Here is a 16909-nt window from a genome sequence, read left to right as displayed (position 1 = left end):
GCAGAAGGCCTCGGCGTCCGTTGAGGTGGGCAGAGCCCTGGCTCGTCAGGCGAGGTAGTCGCGAACGACGCTCTCCCAGCGCTCCGGGTCGGTGTTCCACTCGCGCACGTGTCGCGCGACCTCCCAACGTTCCCAGCGCACGAGATCCGGGCGCGCCGCAGCGACGGCCGCGCTCGGCCCGTACGGCACGAACTCGTCGTCGACGGAGTGGATGACGAGCATCGGCTTGACGAGTTCGTCGGCGCGCTCGACCCAGTTCGTCAGCTTGATGTCGACGGCCTCGCTCACCCCGATGGTGTGCCGGCTCGTGCGGCTTCCGAGGAGGAACCCGGACAGCGTCGCGAGGCTGGGGTGCACGCGATTGGCACGCGCGTGGTGGAGCATGACATCAGCCCAGTCGAGCACCGGACCGTCGAGAACGACCTTGTGTACGAACGGCGCAAAATCGGAGCGCGCGAGGAACTGCATGGTGATGGCGCCACCCATGGACCACCCGAGCAGATCGACGCTCGTGGCGTCGTGCGCGAGGGCGTACTGAACGGCGGTCTCGACGTCCTTCCACTCGGTGAGTCCGAGGCCGTAACGCCCGTCGAGGCTCGGCGGGCCCTCGAAGTCGTTGCGGTAGCTCGTGACAACGCAGGTGATACCGAGGTCGTGAAGCACCGGTACGGCACGCAGGGTTTCGCCGCGACGCGCGCCACGCCCGTGGACGAGAACGGCCCAGCGCTGACCGTCCCCGGCGTGTGTCACCCATGCGGGCGCGGGCCCGTACTCGGTTTCGAGGACGACGTCTTCGGTCTCGATGCCGTAGGCGTCCTGGGGTGACCCGTCGACGTACCAGCCGCTCCACCGGGCGCGCCCGGGTTCGAGGTCGCCGCGGGTGACCGAGTCGACGCGACGGATGATGTCGCCGTGCTCGGTCTCGCCGAGCACCTCGCCGATTCGGGCGTGACCGCGTTCGTTGTCCCAGAACAGCCCATAGCGGCCCGGGGCCCGGGACTCGACGGTCGGGGCGAAGACCGCGGAGGTGACACGTCCGTCGCGTCCGTGTCTGACGGTGAGCACCGTTGCGTCATCCGGACGTTCGCGCTCCGGCGTGACGAGTTTGCGCGCGAAGAACGCGGCAACGGCCACGGACGCGAGCGAGGTCGTGGCAGCGAGGGAGCCACCGACGATCGCGCCGATGGCCAGGGAACGGCGAGCAGATGGACGTTGCACGTTCCCATCCTTTCACCGGCGCGCGAGAATGGTCGGCATGGATCTGCCTCTCGATCTCCCCGTCGCGCCGATGCTGGCCAAGGCGGCGACGCGCGTGCCCACCGACGCCGGCTACACGTACGAGCCCAAGTGGGACGGATTCCGTTGCATCGTGGCGCGGGACGGCGACGAGGTCGAGTTGCAGTCACGCGGCACGAAGTCGCTCACGCGCTACTTCCCCGAGGTGGTGGAGCACCTGCTCGGGGTTCTGCCGGAGCGGATCGTTCTCGACGCGGAGATCGTCGTGACGAGCGGCGAGCCGGGCGCGCAGCGCCTCAACTGGGACGCGCTCGGTCAGCGGATTCACCCTGCGGCCTCGCGCATCGAGAAGCTGTCCACCGAGACGCCCGCGCAGGTGATCGCTTTCGACCTGCTCGCACTGGGCGACGAGGATCTCACTGCCCTGCCCTACACCGAGCGCCGCGCACGGCTCGAGGCGGTGTTCGCCGACCTGCCGGACTCGGATTCGCTGTTCCTCACCCGCACGACCGACGACCCTGCCGAGGCGCAGCGTTGGTTCGAGGAGTTCGAGGGCGCCGGACTCGACGGCGTCGTGGCAAAGGCCGACGACGGTGCGTACGAGCAGAACAAGCGCACGATGATCAAGGTGAAGCACAAGCGCACTGCGGAGGCGGTGCTCGTGGGCTACCGCGTGCACAAGAGCGGGTCCGGCGTGGGGTCGCTGTTGCTCGGCCTCTACGCGGACGACGGCAAGCTCTACAACGTCGGAGGCATCAGCGCCTTCACCGCCAAGCGGCGCGAAGAACTCGTCGAGGAGTTGGAGCCGCTCGTCGTGCGCGACGAGGAGGGTGACGCGGTGACGGGTGAGACGGACCGTTCACGCTTCAGCGCGTCGAAGGACGTGTCGTTCGTCACGGTACGTCCGGAACGCGTCGTCGAGGTGGCGTTCGATCAGTTGGAGGGCCACCGCTTCCGTCACGCCGTGTCGTTCCTGCGCTGGCGCCCGGACCGTGAGCCGGAGTCGTGCACGATGGAGCAGGTCGACCGCGCACCCGCGTATGACCTGGGACGGGTGCTGCGCTCGTCCTGAGAGGCGACGCCGTCAGGCGCTGATGGCGACATCCTCGTCGACGACGGGCGCCGGCGCCTTCTTGCCGAAGCGCTGCTGCGCGGCCTGCTTGCTGATGCCGAGGCTGGAGCCGATCTGCGACCAGGAGTCGCCCTTGGCGCGACGCTCGGCGACGACCCACTTGATGGTGTCGCTCATGAGGTTGTTTAGCATCGCGAGGCCCTCGAGCTCGTCCTTGGTGAACAGGTGCGTCTGCACCCGGAAGCCCTCCATGATGCGGGCTGCGGCCTCTTCGACGGACTTCTCGGAGATGCCGCGAAGCTCCTGCGGCAACGGCTTGCTGATCTTCGGCATCCAATAATGGTAGGAGCCACGTCACGTAGATGTCAATTTGGCTTGACATGACGATCGGCTGATTCGCGCGGCTGGGCGGTGCCCGACGGGCCGCGCAACCGCGTTGGGCAGAGTTCCCTGCGGCTGGGCCGAGGCGGTCACTACCCAACCGCAGGAAACCCTGCCCAACAGTCGTGGCGCCGCATCAGGCGTCGGTGGTGGGCGCCTTCTTCGCGCGGCTCGGCTGGACGCGCGGAGGCTCACCGGGCATCTTCGGGTAGTCGGGTGGGAACGGCATCTCGGGCAGGCCACGCTCGACGTCGGCGTCCCACAGCGCGATGGCAGCCGCCACATCGCCGACGTGATCGTTCATCGAGGCGCCGCCGGTGGGCGCCCACGCATCCCCGCGTTCGGCGACGATCTCCGGCACGGTTCGGACCGTGAAGTCGCTCGGCCTCACGTCGCGAAGCTCGGACCACATCACCGGCATCGACACCGGCGCCCCGGCGAGCGGGCGCGGCGAGTAGGCGGCGGCGATCGTGCGGTCGCGGTTGGCCTGGTTGAAATCGACGAACACCTTCTCGCCGCGCAACTCCTTCCACCACTCGGTCGTCACGAGGTCAGGCAAACGCCGTTCTAGCTCCCGTGCTATTCCGATGACGCCGTGGCGAACGTCGAGGAACTCGTGCGTCGGCGCGATGCGCGAGTAGACGTGGACACCGCGGTTGCCGGACGTCTTGACGAACGGAGTGCACCCGAGCGACTCCATGAGTTCCTTGAGCGCGAACGCCGCTTCGACGGCGTCCGTGAAGTCACGACCCGGCTGCGGGTCGAGGTCGATGCGCAACTCGTCCGGGTTGTCGTTGTCCTCGGCCTTCACCGGCCACGGGTGGAACGTCACCGTGTTCATCTGCGCACACCACGCGAGCATCGCCGGTTCGTCGAGCACGAGTTGCTCGTGCGCCCGCGCGCTGGGGTAGGTGCACATCACCGAACGCGCGTAGGCGGGTGCGCCCTTCGGCGGGTTCTTCGAGAAGAACGGCTTCTCCCCGAGGCCCTTCGGGTAGCGCTCCAATGCGATGGGCCGGTCACCGCTCCATCGCAGGAACTGCTCCGCGACGGCGAGCAGGTACTCGACGACGTCGAGCTTCGTCACCCCGTCGTCGGGATAGACGAGGCGATCGGGACTCGAGACCTTGACCTTGCGGACCTCGTCGTCCGGTCCGGGAACCTCGAGGACGACGGCTGCAGCGCTCATGTTCGCCACCCTAAGCCGATGATGAGCGGTCGCCGCGTCACCGATGCCGCGTTTCCCAGGCAACATCGGGAAGGTCTGGGCAGCGCCCGACGTTGAACTTTGCACCCCACCCGCGAAGGAGCGACATGAGCGACCTGCCCCGCACCATGAACGACACCACCGACGAGCAGTGGCGCGAGAAGCTGACGCCCGAGGAGTACGCCGTCCTGCGCCAGGGAGGCACCGAGCGTCCGTTCGTGGGTGAGTACACCGACACCGAGACGGCGGGCACGTATCGCTGCCGTGCCTGTGGCGCAACGCTGTTCACCAGCAAGGAGAAGTTCCACAGCCACTGCGGATGGCCGTCCTTCTACGCGCCCGAGGACGCCGAGAACGTCACGCTCCTCGAGGACCGCAGCATGGGGATGGTGCGTACCGAAGTGCGGTGCGCGAACTGCGACAGCCACCTCGGCCACGTCTTCCGCGGCGAGGGCTACCCGACGCCGACCGACGAGCGCTTCTGCATCAACTCGATCAGCATGACGCTGGAGCCCGCCGACGAGAACTGAACAACCACGACACATCGGGCCCCTCCACGTGCACAGTGGAAGGGCCCGATCTGTGTGGGCGAGCATGGTTCAGCCTTGTGCGCCCAACTCGTTCTTGCGGATCTTGCCGGTCGGCGTCATGGGCATCGCCTCGATGACGCGGATCTCGGGAACCTTGTAGGCAGCCAAGCGCTCAGCAGCGAACTCACGCAGCCGGTCGGCATCGACCGCCTCGGTGACCGTGACGAACGCGACCGGGCGCTCCCCCGTCTCGTCGTCGGGCTTTGCAACGACGGCGCACGCTACGACGGCAGGATGAGCCGCCACCGCCATCTCGACCTCGGCCGGGAACACGCTCATCCCCTTGACCTTGATCATCTCCTTGTCGCGTCCGAGATAGTGCACGAAGCCCTCGTCGTCGATACGTCCGTTGTCGCCGGTGTGGAGCCATCCGTCGACAAGCTGACGTCGGGTGGCTCCCTCGTTGCGCCAGTAGCCACTCGTGACCGACGGGCTGCGGACGATGATCTCGCCCGTCTCGCCCACGGGCACCGGTGTCTGCGTGCCGAATTCGACGACGGCGATGTCGGTTCCCGGCACGGGCAGGCCGCAGAAAACGGGCTCGGCACGCAGGTCCATGTCGTCTGCGTGCAGCCCGTAGGGGCTCGTGTCCATCGTGTGCGTCTCCGTCATGCCGTAGGCGGCCTCACGAAGCACACCGCCGTCCGGGACGGCAGCCGTCCATGAGGCACGCACCTCAGGAGTCATCTTGCGAACGAACGAGACGGCCTGCGGATCGGTGAGCGACGACAGATCGCGCGAGCCGATGTCGTCGCGCGCCATGAGTTCGAGATAGTTCTCGACCGTGCCGACCATGACCTGGACGTGGTGCTCTTCAATGGCATCGAGCACGGCGTCGGCGTTCCACCGCGACAAGAGAACGCTCGTACCGCCGAGGACGACAGGGAGCAGGATGCCGAGATCCTCCCCGGCGATCCAGAAGATCGGCAGGTAGCACAACGCCGTGAAGTCACCGTGGGCATCGAGGCCGTTCGCCTGTGCGGTGCTCGCCGCTGTGTAGACCATGTCCCCCTGCGAGTGACAACAACCCTTCGGCAGACCCGTCGTGCCACCGGTGTAGTTGAGCGCCGCGAGGGCATTCCACTCCCCTGCGTCTTCATCCACGCGCGGCCCATCGGTCATCCGGGACGAGCCATCGTCGACCACCACGACCTCGCACTCGTGCTCCACCTGCGCCGCACCGTCACGCGCCGGCTTCTCGGTGACCGACGACGTCACGATGATCCGTGCCTCGCTGTCGCGCAGCTCGTGGGCCACCTCGTGGGCGCTGAACATCGGGTTCACCGGCACGTGCACCGCGCCGAGACGCAACACCGCGAGGAACGTGACAACGAATTCGTGTCGGTTGCCCAGGTGCACTGCAACTCGGTCACCCTTCGTCACGCCGTGCTCCCGAAGCCACCCGGCGACACGACGATGGGCGTCGTCGAGTTCGCGGTACGTCATCGTCGTCGGGCCCTCGACGAGGGCGACCCGATCCGGTCGCTCCCCCGCCCAGTGCTCAACGTGTGCGGGCAAGGTCACCCGACCGATCGGGTAGTCGACCTCGTCGCTCCACCCCGACCCGCGGTGGCGTGACTGCCGCGCCCTGACGTCGTCAAGGTAGGCCTCCAGTGTCATCGTGTTCTTCCCCATGTTGTGCTCCTTCACCAGGTGTCGATGTGCGGCCGTGTCGAGCGCTCGCCCGGGAATCCGCCGATGAGCTGAAGAATGCGCTCACGGGTCTCGGCGGGGTGGATGATCTCGTCGATCTCGTCGAGGCGTGCCGCGTTGAGCGCCTTGCCCTGCTCGTACTGCTGCGCGACGAGTTCCTCGAACCGCTCCTCACGAGCCGCAGGGTCTTCGATGGCGCCCAGTTCCTTGGCGAAGCCGAGCCGCACCGCTCCTTCGAGTCCCATGGCTCCGATCTCCGCCGTCGGCCAGGCGAGTGTGGCGGACGTTCGTCGGAAGCCCCCGCACGCCATCGCCATCGCGCCGAGGCCGTAGCCCTTGCGGGTGATGACGACGATCGTCGGCACCGTGAGGCGCGCACCTGCGACGAACATCCGGCTCACGTGCCGAACCGTTCCCTCGCGCTCGGCGTCGGGGCCAACCATGAATCCCGGTGTGTCGCAGAGGGAGACAAGCGGGATGCCGTAGCCCTCGCACAACTGCATGAAGCGCGCGAACTTGTCGCCGGCCGCCGCGTCGATGGCCCCGCCGAGCACACCGCAGTCGTTGGCCATGACGCCACAGGTGCGTCCGCCGATCTGGACGAGCGCGGTGACAGCATTCGGCGCGAATTCGGGCCGCAATTCGAGGACGAAGCCGTCGTCGGCGAGCGTCTCGATGGCCGTGCGGATGTCGTAGACGAGCTTGCGGCGCTGGGGCACGAGCGTCGTCAGCACGTGTTGGTCGGGCGCCTCGCCCGTGCCAGGAAGTCCGGAGAGCAACCAGAGGTAGTCGCGCGCCGCTTCGACGGCCTGCGCGTCGTCGTCGACGACAAGGTCGACGACCCCGTTCGGGGCCTGGACGCTCATCGGCCCGACCTCGTCTGCCGCGACGCGGCCCAGTCCGCCACCCTCGATCATCGCGGGGCCCGCCATACCGATCGAGCTGTCGGCCGTCGCGATGATGATGTCGCACGTGCCCGCCATGGCTGCGTTGCCGGCAAAGCAGCGGCCGGTGACGACGGCGACCGTCGGGACGAGGCCGTTGAGCGCACCGAGCGCCGCGAAGGTGCCGAGGTCGAGCCCCGTGGCACTGACGAGCATCGCATCGACGTCACCGGGACGCCCGCCGCCGCCCTCGGCGAAGAGCACGACCGGCAGTCGGCGCTCGCGCGCGACCTCGAGTGCGCGGTCGGTCTTCTTGTGGTTGAAGTAGCCCTGCGTTCCGGCGAGAACGGTGTAGTCGTACCCGAGCACGACGCAGGTCAGCTCACCGCCGTCGACCGGTACCCGCGCCACACCCGTCACCATGCCGTCGGCGGGCGTCGACGCCTTGAGGTCGTCGAGGTCGCGGCGTGAGCGTTGGGCGGCGATCGTCGCCGAGCCGTACTCGTGGAACGTTCCGGCGCCCACGAAATCTCGAATGTTCTCGCGCACCGAGCGGTGGCCGGTTGCGGCGCGCTTGGCCATGGCCCCGGGGCGGGCCCCATCGGCGATCCGGGCGCGGTGCTCGTCGAGTTCAGCGGCGAGCGGGTTCTCCTCGGGCACACCGTCCCCTTCCACGTGTGTCACGTCACACACGCTAAAGGCTGAGCCATCCCCTCCACGTCGATCGCGAACAGCCGATTTTGTAGACGTTCGGCGTCACAAACGACGCGCAACGTCTACAGAATCAGACATCGTCGTCAGGCGAAGGCGGCGCACAGGGACGCCGCTCCGGCGCGCCCCTCGTCGATCGCTTTCTCGTACGGCTCGCGCAGCATGAGCGCCATCGTTCCTGCGTACGTCACCATGAGGGCAGACGCCAACGCTTCGGCTCGTTCACCGGCAATCGGTGTGGCCGTCTCGAGCAGCCGGTCACGCAACAGCGCCGTCTCGAGGTCGAGGATCTCCCGCAGTTCCGGCGCCGGGTCGGGGAACGCCGCAGCCGTACCGGTGAAAGCGCACCAGCGCTCCGTCATCCGCTCGGACTGGTAGGTGCGCAACGCGTTCCACAGCGCGAGCACGCGCCCTGCGTCGTCCGGGGCTGCGGCGATCTCGTCGTCCCAGACCTGCTTCCACACCTCGTACCGACGACGCAGAGCCGCCGCGATGAGGCCTTCCTTGTTCCCGAAGTGCGAGTAGAGGCTGGGCGGCGACGCCCCCGCGGCCTTGAGGATCGTGTCGACGGGCGTGGCGAAGGCACCCTCGACGAACAGCAGCGCGTCGGCAGCGTCGAGCAGGCGCTCGCGAACGGGTTTGCGGGGTTCCACGGTGCCAGAATATAACGTGCGTTATCGTTGGTCTAGAACGAGCGTTCATCACGACGATCAGTGAAGGAGTGACCGTGCCCAGCATTTACATCGATGGCGCGTGGGTCGAGGCCGCATCCGGCGAGAACCGTGAGATCACCTGCCCCGCCGACGGATCCCACGTCATCACGGTGAGCGAAGGCGCCGAGGCGGACGCGCAGAAGGCCATCGCGGCCGCCCGCCGCACGTTCGACGACGGCGCCTGGTCCGCGACGCCCGCCAAGGAGCGCGGCGCCATTCTCGACAAGCTCGCCGACCTGCTCGAGCGCGACAGGGACAAGGTCGCCCGAGTCGAGTCGCAGGACACCGGCAAGCGCTTCGTCGAGTCCCAGTACGACATGGACGACATCATCGGCGTCTTCCGTCACTTCGCCGCTCTGGCCGACAAGGAGGCCGGCCGCGTCGTCGACACCGGCATGCCCAACGTCGCGAGCCGCGTCGTCACCGAACCGGTCGGCGTCTGCTCACTCATCACGCCGTGGAACTACCCCCTGCTGCAGACGGCCTGGAAGATCGCCCCGGCCATCGCTGCCGGCAACACCTTCGTCCTCAAGCCCGCCGAGCTGACGCCGCAGAGCTCGATGTGGCTCATGGACGCCCTCGCCGAGGCGGGCCTGCCCGCCGGCGTCGCGAACCTCGTCACCGGCCCCGGCGCCACGGTCGGATCCGAGATGACGACGAACGAGGACGTCGACCTCGTCAGCTTCACCGGCGGCCTCGTCACCGGCCGCGCGATCATGGCAGCGGCCGCACCGACCGTCAAGAAGATCGCCCTCGAACTCGGCGGCAAGAACCCCAACGTCCTGTTCGCCGACGCCGACATCCCGGCCGCCATCGACAACGCCCTGACGGCAGTCTTCCTCGACTCCGGCCAGGTCTGCTCGGCCGGAACGCGCCTCGTCGTCGAGGAGTCCATCCACGACGAGGTGGTCACCGAACTCGTGCGCCGCGCCGAACTCATCCGCCTCGGCGGCCCGTTCGACGACAACGCCGAGACCGGGCCGCTCATCAGCGAAGCCCACCTCGAGAAGGTCGACACCTACGTCAAGGAAGCCATCGAGGACGGCGCGAAGCTGCTCACCGGCGGCAAGCGCGGCGAGGGCGAGCTCGCGAAGGGCTCCTACTACCTGCCGACGATCCTCGACGGTTGCGACAGCTCGATGCGCTGCGTCCACGACGAGTCCTTCGGCCCCGTGCTCACCGTCGAGACGTTCTCCGGCGACGACGCCAAGTCCACCGAGGACGCCGCCGTCGCCATCGCGAACGACACGATCTACGGCCTGGCCGGCGCAGTCTGGACGCAGAACGCCGGACGTGCCGAGCGCATGGCGCGCCGCCTGCGTCACGGAACCGTGTGGATCAACGACTACCACCCCTACGTGCCGCAGGCCGAGTGGGGCGGCATGAAGCAGAGCGGTATCGGCCGCGAGCTCGGCGAGCACGGACTCGGCGAGTACCTCGAGACCAAGCACATCTGGCACAACATCGACCCCGCACCGGCCGACTGGTTCAGCGGCCGCGAGAGCTGACCTGCCCCGCCCGCCTCGGGCCGAGCAGCACACATATCGCTCCCGGTGAGGTTCGCCCCGTCGAACCAACCATCCGCTTTCAGGTCCTCGAACGAACTCTGTGGGGCAGGGTTCGTTCGAGGACGACCATGTGAGAACACAAGGAGATTTATCTCGATGAAGAAGCGTTACGACTACGTCATCGTCGGTGGCGGCTCGGCCGGCTCCGCGCTGGCCAACCGCCTCTCGGCCGACTCGAACACGAGCGTTCTCGTGCTCGAGGCCGGGCGCGCCGACTTCAAGATCGACCCGCTCATCCACATGCCCGCCGCGCTCATGTTCCCCAGCGGCAACCCGCTCTACGACTGGCGCTACGAGAGCGACCCGGAGCCCTTCATGGGTGGTCGGCGCGTCGCGCACACCCGCGGCAAGGTGCTCGGTGGCTCCAGCTCCATCAATGGCATGATCTTCCAGCGCGGCAACCGAGGCGACTACGACAAGTGGGCCACGTTCGCCGGCATGGAGGACTGGGACTACGCCCACTGCCTGCCCTACTTCAAGCGCATGGAGACGACGCTCGCGGGCGCCGACGCCTGGCGCGGCGGTTCCGGTCCCCTCACGCTCGAGCGCGGCCCGGCTACCTCTCCCCTGTTCCAGGCCTTCTTCGAGGCCACCCAGCAGGCCGGCTACGCCCCGACGGATGACGTCAACGGCTACCGCCAGGAGGGCTTCGCACCCTTCGACCACACGACGAAGAACGGCTCGCGCATGAGCGCGTCCCGCTCCTACCTGTGGCCGGTCAAGAACCGCAAGAATCTCGACATCGCGACGCTCGCCTTCGTCACGAACCTGCGCTGGGACGGCAACCGCGTCACCGGCGTCGACTTCGTGCGCGGCGGTCGCCGCAAGCACTCCGTCGAAGCCGGCGAGGTGATCCTGTGTGGTGGCGCGTTCAACACGCCGCAGCTGCTGCAGCTCTCGGGCGTCGGCAACCCCGAGGTCCTCGCGGCCGCGGGCGTCGAGACCCGCGTCGACCTGCCGGGCGTCGGCGAGAACCTCCAGGACCACCTCGAGGTCTACCTCCAGCACGAGTCGGTGCAGCCGGTTTCCATCCAGCCCTGGCTCAAGAAGTGGAAGGCGCCCTACATCGGCGCGCAGTGGCTCTTCGCCAACGCCGGTGTCGGCGCCTCGAACCACTTCGAGGCGGGCGGCTTCATCCGTACGAACGAAGAGGTTCAGTACCCGAACCTCATGTTCCACTTCCTGCCGGTCGCAGTGCGTTACGACGGCACGGGCGGCGGTCACGAGCACGGCTACCAGGTGCACATCGGCCCGATGAACTCCGACGTGCGCGGCCACGTGCGCATCACGAGCAACGACCCGAAGAAGCACCCGAGCATCCTGTTCAACTACCTGTCGACCGAGCGCGACCGCCGCGAGTGGGTCGAGGTCGTGCGCGCCGCGCGCCACATCCTCAGCCAGCCCGCGCTCTCGCCGTTCGACGGTGGCGAGATCTCCCCCGGAAGCGCCGTCCAGACGGACGAGGAGATCATCGACTGGATCGCGAAGGACGCCGAGACGGCCCTGCACCCCTCGTGCTCGGCCAAGATGGGCACCGACGAGATGTCCGTCGTCGACCCGAACTCGATGCGCGTGCACGGCACCGAGGGCCTGCGGGTCGCCGACGCGTCGGTCTTCCCGAGCATCACGAACGGCAACATCTACGCGCCGGTCATGATGGTAGCCGAGCGTGCCGCCGACCTCATCGCCGGCAACACGATGCTCGCTCCGGAGAACCCGCCCACCTACCGTGCCAAGGCCGGTATGCCGCTCTACCCCGAGGGCGACCCGCGCAACGACGCCTGGGACGCCAAGAGCGAGATCCCGAGCGCTGCCGCCATCGTGGGAGAGCCGCGATGAGCTCGGTGACGCCCGCCCCCGACGCCGAGGTCGAAACACCCGGCGAAGCCCGGATCAAGCCTGTCGTCCTGTGGACCACGGCCGTGTTCATCGCGGTCGTGGCCGGGTGGGCCCTCATCGACCCGAAGGGGGCCGAGAGCCAGCTCGGCACGGTCGTCGAGTGGATGGGTGGCTGGTTCGGCTGGTTCTACATCGCCCTGGCGACGATCGTTCTGTTCTTCGTCGTGTACCTGGCGCTGCGCTTTGGTCGCATCCGTCTCGGGCACGACCACGACCGTCCCGAGTACTCGACGTTCGCCTGGGCGAGCATGCTGTTCGCCGCCGGCATCGGCACGGACCTCATGTTCTTCGCCGTCGCCGAACCTGCGTCGCAGTACCTCGCACCGCCGCAGGGCAAGGGCGAAACGCTCGACGCCGCGCGTGAGGGCACGGTGTGGACCCTGTTCCACTACGGCATCACCGGCTGGGGCATGTACACGCTCATGGGTATCGCCCTCGGCTACTTCGCCCACCGCAAGGGCCTGCCGCTCGCGGTGCGTTCGGCGCTCTACCCGCTGTTCGGCAAGCGCATCAACGGCGGCATCGGCAACGCGGTCGACATCGCCACGGTGCTCGGCACGATCTTCGGTGTGGCGACCAGCCTCGGCATCGGCGTCGTCATGCTCAACGTCGGTCTCGACCTGCTGTTCGGCATCGACCAGGGCGTGCCCGCTCAGATCGGTCTCGTCGTCGTCGCCGTCGTCACCGCGACGATCTCCGCGACGTCGGGCATCGACAAGGGCATCCGCATCCTCAGCCAGCTCAACGTCCTCCTCGCGCTGTTCCTCGCGGGTTGGGTGCTCGTCTTCGGCGACACCCGCTTCCTCCTGCGCGCGGCGACGATGAACGTCGGTGACTTCGTCAACCTCTTCCCGGGCATGACGCTCGACACGATGGCGTACGACTACCCGGGCGAGTGGATGAACCTGTGGACCCTGTTCTTCTGGGCCTGGTGGATCGCCTGGGCAAGCTTCGTCGGCATGTTCCTGGCCCGCATCTCGAAGGGCCGCACGATCGGCCAGTTCGTCGTGGGCACGCTGACGATCCCGTTCCTTTACATCGTCATGTGGGTGACGATGTTCGGTAACACCGCGATCAAGCGGATCATGGACGGTGACAAGGCCTTCGGCGACGCCGCGGTCAACACGCCGGAATCCGGTTTCTACCAGCTGCTCCAGCAGTTCCCGGCGGCAACGTTCATCATCGGTCTGGCCACGTTCGTCGGCCTGCTGTTCTACGTGACGTCCGCCGACTCCGGCGCCCTCGTTATGGCGAACCTCAGCTCCGACCTGCCGGACGCCGAGACCGACGCCAAGCCGTGGGTGCGTGTCCTGTGGGCCGCCGCGACCGGCGTGCTGACCATCGCGATGCTCATCGTCGGCGGTATCACCGCGCTGCAGTACGCGACGATCGTCATGGGTCTGCCGTTCGCCTTCGTCATGATCCTCGTGATGATCGGTATCCACCGTGCGCTGACCGGCGAACAGCGGCACGCCAGCGCGATGCTGGACTCGCTGCGCTCGGGCACGATCGGTGCGCCGCCGACCGCGAACGGCTCGTGGAAGAACCGCCTCGCGCGTCAGTTCGGCAGTGTGTCTGCGAAGGCCACGGAGGAACGCATGGACGAGGTCGTCGTCCCGGCTCTCGAGGAGGTCGTCGCCGAACTGCGTGAGCGAGGCGTCAACGCCGAGCTCGAGCACCTGGCGCAGCCGACCAAGCAGCTACGCCGTTCGGTGACCCTCACCGTGCACGCGGCCGACCCGCGCGCCGAGGACTTCCACTACACGAGCCAGATCCGCAGCATCAAGGTCGCGTCCTACGGCGCGCGCATGATCGAGGCGGACGACATCTCGTGCCAGCTCGAGGTCGTTGTCCCCGGCGGTGGCGCGTACGACGTGCTCACCTACTCCAAGGAAGAGATCGCGCACGACGTGCTCGACCACTACACGTGGTGGCTGAACACGAACGCCACGGTCGCCCAGGAAACCGAGTGACCATCGGCTGACGCACGAAGGCGGCGGGTACCGGATCTGATCCGGTACCCGCCGCCTTTGTCGTGCTGAACAGGCTCGGCGGGTCAGCGCATGCGCGCGACGAACTCGCTCATCGTGATCTGCGGGCCGGAGAAGAACGGCGTCTCCTCGCGCACGTGACGACGAGCCTCCGTGTACCGCATCTCGCGCATGAGGTCGAGGATGCGGTACATCTCGTCTGCCTCGAAGGCGAGGATCCACTCGTAGTCACCCATGCCGAACGAGGCGATCGTGTTGGCGCGCACGTCCGGGTACTCACGGGCGGCCATGCCGTGGTCGTGAAGCATCTTCTTGCGGTCCTCGTCGGGCAGCAGGTACCAGTCGTAGCTGCGCACGAACGGGTAGACGCAGATGTACTTGCGCGGCGTCTCCTCGGCCATGAACGCCGGAATGTGGCCGCGGTTGAACTCGGCCACCCGGTGCATCGCGACGTTCGACCAGTACGGCTCGAGGTGACGGCCGAGGTCGGTGGCGAGAAAGCCCGAGTAGGCCTTCTGCAGCTCGTCGATCGACTCGCCGTGCCACCAGATCATGAGGTCGGCCTCGGCGCGGAAGCCGGAGAGGTTGTACGTGCCGCGCACGGTCACGCCCTTGCCCGCGAGCGAGTCGAGGTACTCGTCTGCCTCACGCGCGATGGCCTCACGGTCGCCGTCGACCTTGTCGACGATGGTGAAGACCGACCACATCGCGTAGATGCGGGAAGCGTTGATGCGGTCGACCGTGACGTGCTTCGGCTCGGGGCGCGAACTCGTCTTCTCGGGGTTCTGCGGGTTCTCCGGCTGCGGGGTGGTCACCGTGATTCTCCTTCGGGTGCGTGCTTGTTCGGAACAGGTTCGGGGGCTCAGGCGAGCGCGTCTTGAGCGGCGAGGTCGTCGAGGACGCGGTCGGCGGCGGCGCGCGCCGTGGCGACACAGGCGGGGATGCCGACGCCGTCAAGGGCCGCCCCGGCGACGTCGAGGGCGGGCAGCCGCGTGAGGTCGTCACGGATGCGTCGGACACGCTCGACGTGGCCGAGGGCGTACTGCGGCAGACCGTTCGCCCAGCGCTGGACGTGGGCGTCGAGCGGGGCGGGAAGGTCGAGACCGGTCGCCTCGCCTAGGTCGTCCAAGCCGAGGGCAAGGAGTTCGTCGTCGGCATGATCGAGGACGGCCTCGTCGCGATGGCGCCCCATCGACACGCGTACGTAGGCCACGTCCGGCGCGGCCTCGGCGAGCCACGGCCACTTGACGCTGGAGAAGGTCGAGGCCTTGATCGTGCGTCCGTCCACCGGAGGGACGAGGAAGCCCGTTCCCTCGGGAAGGCTCGCGTGGACGGAGGCCGGGAAGGCGTAGGTGACGATCGCCATGGTGGCGTACTCGATGCCGCCGAGCGCGTCCGAGGCTTCGGGCGCGATGGCCGCGAGCAGGCGGGCGGCTGCGGGCGCCGCCGTCGTGACGATGACGCCGTCGGCCTCGTGCGGTTCGGGCAGACCGTCCCGTTCGACTTCGAGGTGCCACGTGCCGCGATGGCCGAGCGAGCGGCGCAGCTCGGTGACGCGCGCACCGGTGACGACGTCCACGCCGCGATCGGCGAGACCGGCGCGAAGCGCTTCGGGCAGCGATCCCATGCCGTCAGTGGGCGCCCCGAACACCTGCCGTGTGTCGTTCGACGAGACCGCCGACGAAGCGGCCCGGGCGGCCTCGGTGAGGCGCTGGCCGTGGCGCAGGGCCTTGAAGAGCGGAGGCACACAGGCACGGGCCGAGAGCTCGCGGGCGTTGCCTGCATAGACCCCGCCGAGCAGTGGCTCGACCATGCGGTCGACGACGGCGGCGCCGAGGGCCTGCTCGACAGCGTCACCGACGCTGATGTCGGCCAGGTCATCTGCGCTGTCACCGGCTTCGGAACGGGGCACCGAGATCTCGACCGGACGCTCGTCGGCGGCACGAGCCACCTCGTCGTCGGAGAGCAGCCCGCGGGCCGACTCGGGGTCTGACGGAATGCCCATGAGTGTGCCGGCAGGTAGCGCCTCGAGCGAGCCGCGGGACCACAGGAGGGCCGGGAAACGTTGGGGGTGAACGGCCTCGACGCCGAGCTCGGCGAGCAGGTCGACTACCTCGGGGCGGCGCCAGAGGGCCGACTCGGCACCGACGTCGACGCGGTGCCCGGCGATCTCCTCCTGGCGCAATTTGCCGCCCACGCGCTCGTCGGCTTCGAAGACGGTGATCTTCCACGAGGGCGCCGTCGTCGCGAGATGCCACGCGGCGACGAGACCGCTCACTCCACCACCGACGATCGCGACCGACTTCATGCTCCCAGTTTCCCACTCCCAGCGCGGGTGGGGGTCGCCGGGGCGGCGCGTTGGGGGCAAGTCGTGACGTTGGTCCCGACTCGGGCGGCAGCGACCCACCAGGGAGCGACGGGTGCGGCTACTCCCCCGTACTTCCGTCGACGGCCTGACGCAGGAGATCGGCGTGACCGTTGTGCCGCGCGTACTCCTCGATCATGTGCACGAGGATCCAACGGAGGCTCACTGTTCCTTCGTCCTCCCGAGGGTTGACGGCGAGAGCGTCCAGACCGGCGTCGTGGGCGAGGGCTTCGTCGACGATACGGTCACTGACCGCGACGGCGTCGTCGAACCACTCCCACAGCTGTTTCTGGGAGTGATCGGCCGCGTGCTCCCACGCCCAGTCCACACCGGCTCCGTGGGAGTGCGCGAGCCAATCGGGGCGCTCGATGCCGCCCGCGAAGGTGAGGTTGAACCAACCTGCCTCCACCATCGTGAGGTGCAGCATCAGCCCGGCGAGCGTCATGTCCGTCGGGGGCAGGGCCCGACGCAACTGCTCGTCGTCGAGGCCGGAGCACTTCCACCGCAGCGTGTCGCGGTGGTGCTCGAGCATCCCGCGCAGCGTGGCGACCTCGTCGCCCTGCACCGGCGCCCAGCGCCTTTCGTCAGCCGACATCGCTGAACCACCTGTCATCTCGGGCGCTCCGCTCTCCTCGTGCA

14 protein-coding genes are annotated in these 16909 nt (G+C 68.1%); 5 read left to right on the top strand and 9 right to left on the bottom strand.

Going from position 1 to position 16909, the window contains the following annotated elements; genetic code table 11:
- Positions 1–45: 45 nt before the first annotated feature.
- Complete coding sequence (locus tag AA983_RS07280; RefSeq protein ID WP_052946972.1) at positions 46–1218, bottom strand: alpha/beta hydrolase; 1173 nt, start codon at positions 1216–1218, stop codon at positions 46–48.
- A gap of 37 nt (positions 1219–1255) precedes the next feature.
- Between AA983_RS07280 and AA983_RS07275 the strand changes: the two genes are divergently transcribed.
- Positions 1256–2308, top strand: a complete 1053-nt coding sequence (locus tag AA983_RS07275; RefSeq protein ID WP_047311733.1) for an ATP-dependent DNA ligase — start codon at positions 1256–1258, stop codon at positions 2306–2308.
- Positions 2309–2320: 12 nt separating this feature from the next.
- Here AA983_RS07275 and AA983_RS07270 read toward each other — a convergent pair whose 3' ends face one another.
- Together AA983_RS07270 and ligD are read right to left on the bottom strand one after the other, a co-directional pair.
- Positions 2321–2641: a hypothetical protein gene (locus AA983_RS07270; protein ID WP_047311547.1), complete on the bottom strand. Its 321-nt coding sequence runs from the start codon at positions 2639–2641 to the stop codon at positions 2321–2323.
- Between the two features lie 184 nt (positions 2642–2825).
- Positions 2826–3878, bottom strand: a complete 1053-nt coding sequence (gene ligD / locus AA983_RS07265) for a non-homologous end-joining DNA ligase (RefSeq protein WP_047311546.1) — start codon at positions 3876–3878, stop codon at positions 2826–2828.
- A 125-nt stretch (positions 3879–4003) separates the two neighbouring features.
- On the opposite strand from ligD, the gene msrB reads away from it, so the two are divergent.
- Positions 4004–4426 (top strand): peptide-methionine (R)-S-oxide reductase MsrB, encoded by a 423-nt coding sequence (gene msrB, locus AA983_RS07260; protein ID WP_047311545.1) that lies wholly within the window; start codon positions 4004–4006, stop codon positions 4424–4426.
- Between the two features lie 69 nt (positions 4427–4495).
- Here msrB and AA983_RS07255 read toward each other — a convergent pair whose 3' ends face one another.
- The 3 genes from AA983_RS07255 to AA983_RS07245 all read right to left on the bottom strand — a co-directional run bounded on the left by AA983_RS07255 (position 4496) and on the right by AA983_RS07245 (position 8387).
- Complete coding sequence (locus AA983_RS07255; protein WP_047311732.1) at positions 4496–6121, bottom strand: AMP-binding protein; 1626 nt, start codon at positions 6119–6121, stop codon at positions 4496–4498.
- Positions 6122–6132: 11 nt separating this feature from the next.
- Entirely contained in the window at positions 6133–7707 is a 1575-nt protein-coding gene (locus AA983_RS07250; protein ID WP_047311544.1) for an acyl-CoA carboxylase subunit beta, read from the bottom strand.
- A 113-nt stretch (positions 7708–7820) separates the two neighbouring features.
- Entirely contained in the window at positions 7821–8387 is a 567-nt protein-coding gene (locus AA983_RS07245; protein WP_047311543.1) for a TetR/AcrR family transcriptional regulator, read from the bottom strand.
- 74 nt (positions 8388–8461) lie between these two features.
- Here AA983_RS07245 and AA983_RS07240 point away from each other — a divergent pair, with 74 nt between their 5' ends.
- The 3 genes from AA983_RS07240 to betT all read left to right on the top strand — a co-directional run bounded on the left by AA983_RS07240 (position 8462) and on the right by betT (position 13887).
- A complete protein-coding gene (locus tag AA983_RS07240; protein ID WP_047311731.1) occupies positions 8462–9955 on the top strand; it encodes an aldehyde dehydrogenase family protein in 1494 nt (497 codons plus the stop codon).
- A gap of 156 nt (positions 9956–10111) precedes the next feature.
- Entirely contained in the window at positions 10112–11854 is a 1743-nt protein-coding gene (betA, locus tag AA983_RS07235; protein WP_047311542.1) for a choline dehydrogenase, read from the top strand.
- Positions 11851–13887, top strand: coding sequence for a choline BCCT transporter BetT (betT, locus tag AA983_RS07230; RefSeq protein WP_047311541.1), 2037 nt, complete (start codon positions 11851–11853; stop codon positions 13885–13887). Before betA ends, betT begins: the two co-directional genes overlap by 4 nt.
- 83 nt (positions 13888–13970) lie before the next feature.
- Here the strand turns inward: betT and hemQ are convergent, their stop codons facing one another.
- The 3 genes from hemQ to AA983_RS07215 all read right to left on the bottom strand — a co-directional run bounded on the left by hemQ (position 13971) and on the right by AA983_RS07215 (position 16865).
- Positions 13971–14612 carry a hydrogen peroxide-dependent heme synthase gene (hemQ, locus tag AA983_RS07225; RefSeq protein ID WP_082128793.1) on the bottom strand — a complete coding sequence of 214 codons (642 nt, stop codon included), beginning with the start codon at positions 14610–14612 and terminating at the stop codon, positions 13971–13973.
- Between the two features lie 155 nt (positions 14613–14767).
- Positions 14768–16213 (bottom strand): protoporphyrinogen oxidase, encoded by a 1446-nt coding sequence (gene hemG / locus AA983_RS07220; RefSeq protein ID WP_047311540.1) that lies wholly within the window; start codon positions 16211–16213, stop codon positions 14768–14770.
- A gap of 118 nt (positions 16214–16331) precedes the next feature.
- Positions 16332–16865 (bottom strand): DinB family protein, encoded by a 534-nt coding sequence (locus AA983_RS07215; RefSeq protein ID WP_047311729.1) that lies wholly within the window; start codon positions 16863–16865, stop codon positions 16332–16334.
- Positions 16866–16909: the final 44 nt, after the last annotated feature.

The organism is Dermacoccus sp. PE3 (assembly GCF_001021715.1).
In the GTDB taxonomy this organism is placed as follows: Bacteria; Actinomycetota; Actinomycetes; order Actinomycetales; family Dermatophilaceae; genus Dermacoccus; species Dermacoccus abyssi.
The sequence above is the reverse complement of the archived record's forward strand: the minus strand, read 5'-3'. Positions and strand labels throughout refer to the sequence as shown.

Coding starts and splice junctions, on each gene's coding strand:
- hemQ (WP_082128793.1), bottom strand. CDS start 14,612: ATGTGGTCGGTCTTCACCATCGTCGACAAGGTCGACGGCGACCGTGAG.
- betA (WP_047311542.1), top strand. CDS start 10,112: ATGAAGAAGCGTTACGACTACGTCATCGTCGGTGGCGGCTCGGCCGGC.
- AA983_RS07215 (WP_047311729.1), bottom strand. CDS start 16,865: ATGTCGGCTGACGAAAGGCGCTGGGCGCCGGTGCAGGGCGACGAGGTC.
- msrB (WP_047311545.1), top strand. CDS start 4,004: ATGAGCGACCTGCCCCGCACCATGAACGACACCACCGACGAGCAGTGG.
- AA983_RS07270 (WP_047311547.1), bottom strand. CDS start 2,641: ATGCCGAAGATCAGCAAGCCGTTGCCGCAGGAGCTTCGCGGCATCTCC.
- hemG (WP_047311540.1), bottom strand. CDS start 16,213: ATGAAGTCGGTCGCGATCGTCGGTGGTGGAGTGAGCGGTCTCGTCGCC.
- betT (WP_047311541.1), top strand. CDS start 11,851: ATGAGCTCGGTGACGCCCGCCCCCGACGCCGAGGTCGAAACACCCGGC.
- ligD (WP_047311546.1), bottom strand. CDS start 3,878: ATGAGCGCTGCAGCCGTCGTCCTCGAGGTTCCCGGACCGGACGACGAG.
- AA983_RS07275 (WP_047311733.1), top strand. CDS start 1,256: ATGGATCTGCCTCTCGATCTCCCCGTCGCGCCGATGCTGGCCAAGGCG.
- AA983_RS07255 (WP_047311732.1), bottom strand. CDS start 6,121: ATGGGGAAGAACACGATGACACTGGAGGCCTACCTTGACGACGTCAGG.